Annotated in this window: 3 protein-coding genes and 1 pseudogene; 3 read left to right on the top strand and 1 reads right to left on the bottom strand. The window is 29.3% G+C overall.

The features are described from left to right. Both P8K68_RS00295 and P8K68_RS00290 read left to right on the top strand, forming a co-directional pair. Positions 1–119, top strand: a pseudogene (locus P8K68_RS00295) (IS1595 family transposase); the annotation flags it as partial. After that, a complete protein-coding gene (locus P8K68_RS00290; RefSeq protein WP_300247046.1) occupies positions 116–802 on the top strand; it encodes a helix-turn-helix domain-containing protein in 687 nt (228 codons plus the stop codon). The pseudogene P8K68_RS00295 and the gene P8K68_RS00290, both read left to right, overlap by 4 nt. 470 nt (positions 803–1,272) lie before the next feature. Here P8K68_RS00290 and P8K68_RS00285 read toward each other — a convergent pair whose 3' ends face one another. After that, a complete protein-coding gene (locus P8K68_RS00285; protein ID WP_300247044.1) occupies positions 1,273–2,748 on the bottom strand; it encodes a DUF2779 domain-containing protein in 1,476 nt (491 codons plus the stop codon). 1,116 nt (positions 2,749–3,864) lie between these two features. Between P8K68_RS00285 and P8K68_RS00280 the strand changes: the two genes are divergently transcribed. Further along, positions 3,865–6,036 carry a DEAD/DEAH box helicase family protein gene (locus P8K68_RS00280; RefSeq protein WP_300247043.1) on the top strand — a complete coding sequence of 724 codons (2,172 nt, stop codon included), beginning with the start codon at positions 3,865–3,867 and terminating at the stop codon, positions 6,034–6,036. Positions 6,037–6,331 lie beyond the last annotated feature (295 nt).

Genomic DNA, 6,331 nt, shown 5'->3' with positions numbered 1-6,331 from the left:
AAATTAAAGGAAAATATCTCCAATTATACTTAAATGAATTCGTCTATAAACTAAATCGTAGATATTTTGGAGACCAACTCTTCGATAGGCTTGTTATTGCTAATATCACAGGATTATGACTTATAACGGATATTCAATTTTAATTTCATCATTTTTATTTTTTCGAATTATATATTCAATTTATTCTGAAAAAATTATTAATGAATTGTTTCAAGCTAAAAACTATTCTTTTTTGGTGGTTATCCCTTGGCTATTCATCTATGGTAAAATATTAGTAAATCCAGAGATTTTATATGGATATCCAAAATTAAAAAAACGAGTAGCAGAAATTCAAAATCAAGAAAGCGTTAACAATAAAATATGGGTATTTCATGCAATAAACATTTCAAATATTCAAGATAAAAAATTAAGCAACAACATCAACAAGAGCGTCATGTCTTATGTTTCTGAAATAGAAAACTTTGTTAATAAGGAACACCCTTTTAGAAAAAGTAAATTCTCTTTTTCTGATTTTGCAAAAACAATCAATATACCAGCAAGTCATATAAACTATATCTTTAAATACCACTGTAAAATAACTTTTGTAGAATATAAGAATCACTATAGGATAAAAGACGCTCTAAAACTTATTAATGAAGGCTATTTGGATAATCTAACATTAGAAGGACTAGCTAGTAAAGTAGGCTTTAGCTCCTATAATTCGTTTTATACTGCTTTTAAGAAACAGACCAACTTAGCGCCCAAAGCATATTTAACTAACCTTGATTATTCCAATTCACAAAATGTTTCGGTTCAATACTAGAGTAAACAAGGGCTTTTAAAATCCCACAACTTTTTGACTTAATACATTGTTTGACCTAAACTGATACCTATCAAAATCAAAAAAGACCTTACATTTCTGTAAAGTCTTTCTATCATTAAGCTCCTTCTCTTGGGCTCGAACCAAGGACCCTAACTTATTATAATCCAACCTTTTGACAACTTACAAACTTAATAGGTATCCGAATTATATACCTTTTTTGTATACTATATATATTTTAAATATATAAAATATTGGACACATATTACATCTTAGAACCTGTTTTGTGAAAAATCATATGTAACTAATAATAAGATTGTAAAAAAATCGGAGGATGTTCATCTGTTTTGTATATGATAGAAAAGTCTAGTATCTTATTAAGGTTTATATTATAATAATCTTGATCCCTGGTCTTATAATAATTATATCATTTTTGATTGTTTAGAAGGGTGCTGCGCACAAGAATGATTACTTTATATACAATCTATCAAAAACTTATATATTTCAACCATTGCCATAGTATCTAATTTGCAATACTCTAATAGGTTTATTTTAGTGGTCTCTATATCTTCATTAAAATTAGGGTCCAATACCATTCTGCCCCATGTATCTAATGCCATAGTCCCGTTATAAACATCTAATTCGGAATAAGATAAATGAGGACATATAACTGGCAACACCTTCTTTATAGAGCTTGAACCGTGAAAACGATAATCTATGTAATCTTTTTTGAAAATAGTTTCTAAATCGAAAGTATGCTCGTTAATGTAAGTTAGATAGTTTGTAAACTGTGGTAACCATTCTATTAAATCTTTATTTCTGCTAATTTCAAAACTAGCATGCCAGGATATAAATGTGCCTGTAAGTCCTGTAAAATCTTGCATAGTTTGAAGCATATCTATTGGCATTTTCATTTCATCTAATAAAAACTCATAATGCGTTAAACTACCGTCCTCTGTTAAGGTATGAATTGATACTTGGAAGGTTACATGTTTATGAGGACTTAACCCATCTAATCTTGGGATTGCACTTGCGTAGGTTTCATAATCTATAAAATGTAATGGAAACTTTAATTTATCTAATTCTCTTTTAATATTAGCTTGATTGATTATAGGTTGCTCTTGTCTTACGGATTCTACTTGCGTTTGTTGGTTTACATTTAACTCAAATTCTGGTGGAATATCAATGATTGCTAATTGCTCATTATCTGCTAATAAACCAACTTTTTTTGCTGAAATACGACTTATCTCATAAATACTATAGTCTGGAATAGTGGTGTTAAAATATCTAAATGCATCACAATGGTTAGACCTTGTTTTGTGCGTGCACGAACAAACCGTTTCATTGATAATTTCCTTATTAATGAAATTTGAAGCCGAATTAATTTCATTAACTACTGATGAATAAATTGTGTCTACATCATCTGTTATGTCTATGATTTCTAATAATTCATTAGGTATGATGGCACCTTTTTTAATGTACTCTTTATTTAAATGAATAATAGAAACTTTAGAAACTACATAACCACACTCTGTAAGTACATACTTTTGAAAACAAGCGTCTTCTATATGCCTATGTTTTCTGTCTTTTTTTATTGAGGTGGATGATTTTACTTCATAAATATGCCAAGTACCATCTGCTAAACGTTCTAATATATCTATTCGCGCAAATACATCTTTATTAGTGTTAAATGATGGCTGAAAGTAAACATTATAGGTATCTGTTAATGCTTTTTGTGTTTGTGTAGGACTGCCATATTCTGGCAAGTCTAAACCATTTGTAAATAACTTTTTTGCATAAGCTTCTACTTCATACCCTTCTTTTATTAATTTTTCTGTAAATAATGAAAACTCTCCTTTGGGATATACATCAGGTTTATTTTTTAATAACCATATAGATTCTGGGCAATCTAAATAATACTTAAAATCTGTTTTGGTGAGGTGGTGCAATGTAGAATTATTTAATGTTAAAATTAAGAAAATTTTCTCAGTTTATTGCGGGTACCAGGAACGCAATTTTGCGCACCAACCTAGCACATAAGCCACGGTGGTTTAGAATACGTGCAGTCCAGTCAAAACAAATAATAACAACAGTGTTTACTGTTTCTTCCGGATGCATAACCTTTAAAACCGTGCATTATGAAATCTGTATTTACAAATGAATAAGGTGTCAAATTGAATTTTAATTCTATAGGATTACCGATGATAATTATAGCCAACTTGCTTACATAAAGGATAGTTCACAACTTAAAATAAGTGCTCAATTCGAGTTAAGATATGAAGACCTTAAACGAATTATCAACTTTATTATAAGAGCACATATAGAAGCATATTTACCCTATGACAGTTTCCCATATCTTATAGATTGTTCTGTATTATCAAAAGCAAAATTTTGAGGCGATAATCCAATCGATAAAAGATAAAAAAATAGACGGGTTATTAAAGCAAATGCAAAATAGACACCATTAATTGATTATTCAAACCAACAAAAATTGTATTCAGAGCTAACTGGATTTTATCCATAAAGCTGGTTAGCAAGATGCCGTTGCGGCGTGAAACATTATTTGATGGTAAGTACTAAAAATGATGAATGGTGATGTGGCTATTGCAAACGTAAAGGGAAGATTCCTGAACTTAAAAAATGGCTGTAGAAATAGAAAACAAAAAAGATTAGGAAAATATATAAATGATTATTAAAAAGTTAAATGAATTTATAGAAATACAACCTTCGGATTTGTTAAAACGCAGTATTTAATAAACGAAGATAAATTAATCATTTCCGAAAATAAGAATTTTTTTAAAGTCTTTGGTTACACTTACCTGATGACTGATGGTGACAAGTTAATTACACACGTAACACACCAACACCAAAAATCTAAGTAAAAAGGTTTAGGATAAAAGACTGTCACTTAAAATATTCTTTGAGTATTGATGGTGAGTTTATTCGAAAAAATAGATATTTTTTTTACTGTTTTAAACTAGTAGGTAAAAAACACCACTAAAAGCAAAATAAAATTTTGCTAAATCATCATATAGAGATAGATTTACACCTATAAATATGCTGATATGTCCCTATTATATGAAATTAAACCTGGAAGAAAAAAAGAAGTCTTTATACCTAAAAATCACACCTACAATATAAAGAGATTTATATCTGAAAAGCAAGATGATTTACTGACTAAAATAGAAGCGTTAAGAAAGGTGTTAATTAATGCTAAACCAGGTACTGGAAAAACTACATTCATCTTCGATTTAGCCGTAAAAATGGCAAAAGCTAATAGGCGCTTAGTCTTTGTTACGCCAAGGCTGATACTCCAAGACCAATTTGCTGCGGATTTATTATCAAAAAAAAAACTAAAAGTTAATAAACTTATTAACGGGGAATCGAAAAACTACAACCTTGAGAGTGACGACTATATTATAGTTTCAACAGACAAGAGTTTTCATAAAATTTATCAACATTTAACCCCAAACGACATTGTTGTGGTAGACGAAGCTCATACCATCATGGATTACATGTATGATAGTGTAAAAACCATAAATTCATTTAATATTAAGTTTCTGTACGCCCTTTACAGCCTTAATTCATCGCTAATTTTAATGACAGGAACGGTATACTCTGGATTAACTTACTTTCTAAACCTACATAGAATAAATTTTAAAGATTCAAAAAAGGAATCTAATGTTATATTAAACTATTCAAAATACCCAATAGACATTATAACACTAGGAGAGGGGTATGCCAAGTATTGTATTAAAAAATATGATCCTTCATCTTTAAACGTCATTTACATTAAAAACAAAAATAAATGTGAGGACCTGAAAATAAAACTATTGCAACTGGGCTATAACGCTATTGCATTAACTTCAGAACACAAAGAAACAGAGAAATATATTAAACTTGCAAAAACTTCACTTATTGATACATTAACTCAATTTCTCATTTGCACCAATCTGCTTGAAGTTGGGGTTAATATAAATAATAACAACATTGGTGAAATACTAATGATTAACACTTATGACCCTAAAGAAGTTATCCAATTCACTGCACGGTTTAGAAATAAAGAGATAAAAGACATTACCATAGTTAATGAGGTATTAGAAGCCATTGAAGACCCTGAAAACTACAGAGATTATTATCGAGACGAAAGAAACTATTATAGACAATGTTTTGAGGGCTTGATAGGTACCATAGAGGATTTTTATGATCGCACTAGGCTTTCCTTTGATGAGACATTCTTAGCTGACGACGTTGGAACGCAGTCAAAGATGATAAAAGATGTATTATCGAGATACCTTGTTCAAGAGGCTTATTATATTTATAAAATTAATCAGTCTTATACAACCCAAGAAGAATTTTCAGTTATCTTAAAACATCACGGACTAGAAGTAAGCAAAAGTAACGATTATATACCTTCAAAACACCCTTTAGCTTCCCATAAATATCTGAACGCTGAAAAGAAAAAAATGAGAGTGGAATACACAAATTTATTTATGGCACATCCTAATAAATTTGAAACTGAGTTTGCAATTTATGCTACAAACACTATAGATTTCTCAATTAACAACAAATATTATGACGTAAAAGACTTCTTCAATGTTGATTTAACTCTCAACGATAACCCAGTTTTCAGAAATAATTTCATAGAACCTATCTGCAGACATGAAGTACTGCTACCCTATTTAGAGTACATTAACACCTTGCATGACTGTAAGACTACCTTGCTATTTATTAGGAACAATGAACCCAATAAACGCAAGAATACCCTAAACATTTTGGAGTACTTTAATTTAATAAACCAATACTGTGATTTGAGTAATGTCAACAAAGACGATAAGCTAATTATTAAAAAAGGTATTACTGTGCCAAATAATAAAGATTTATGCAGGTTGAAAGAAATTACAAACCTCCTGATATCACATCTTAAAAGAAACTATTTAATTAAACCAAAAGAGGTGGTAGAATACATTAACAGGAATGACATCAAATACAGTACTGAAAGCAACACCATATCAAAAATAATTGTAACTAACAAGACGGAAGTGTTACATATTCTAAAAGCTGTTTTTAGAATAAAGAAAAAAAGCAAACGAAAAAACACTACAACTGAGATGGGTTATATACTATTAAACGCAAAGAACAACCCCTATTTTGATATTAAAACTAATAAGGAGAATTATAAATTATCAGAGACTTTTACCGATAGAGCTTATATACTATCAACTTATATAAAATAACAAATAATATTTTGTGATTTTTATGTTTCGAAGAACACACTCCCTATAAAAGGAAGAAGATAAAAATCACACAAATTATTAATTCAATATTTAACCTACAATCTACATTAGAAAAAAAGAACGCATCTACACTATTTGTTGTGTACAACTTCGTAGAATAGTTAGAGACGCTACTTTTATTTTAAATAACAACAAACATTTGAAATACTCTACAAAATTATTTTTTACAAATATTTTATTAGAAACGTTCTACAATAAAATATATTTATATATTTGTAAGAAATAAAATAATAAA

Origin of the sequence: Algibacter sp. (assembly GCF_029245835.1) — a bacterium.
Classification (GTDB): Bacteria; Bacteroidota; Bacteroidia; order Flavobacteriales; family Flavobacteriaceae; genus Algibacter_B.
The sequence above is the reverse complement of the archived record's forward strand: the minus strand, read 5'-3'. Positions and strand labels throughout refer to the sequence as shown.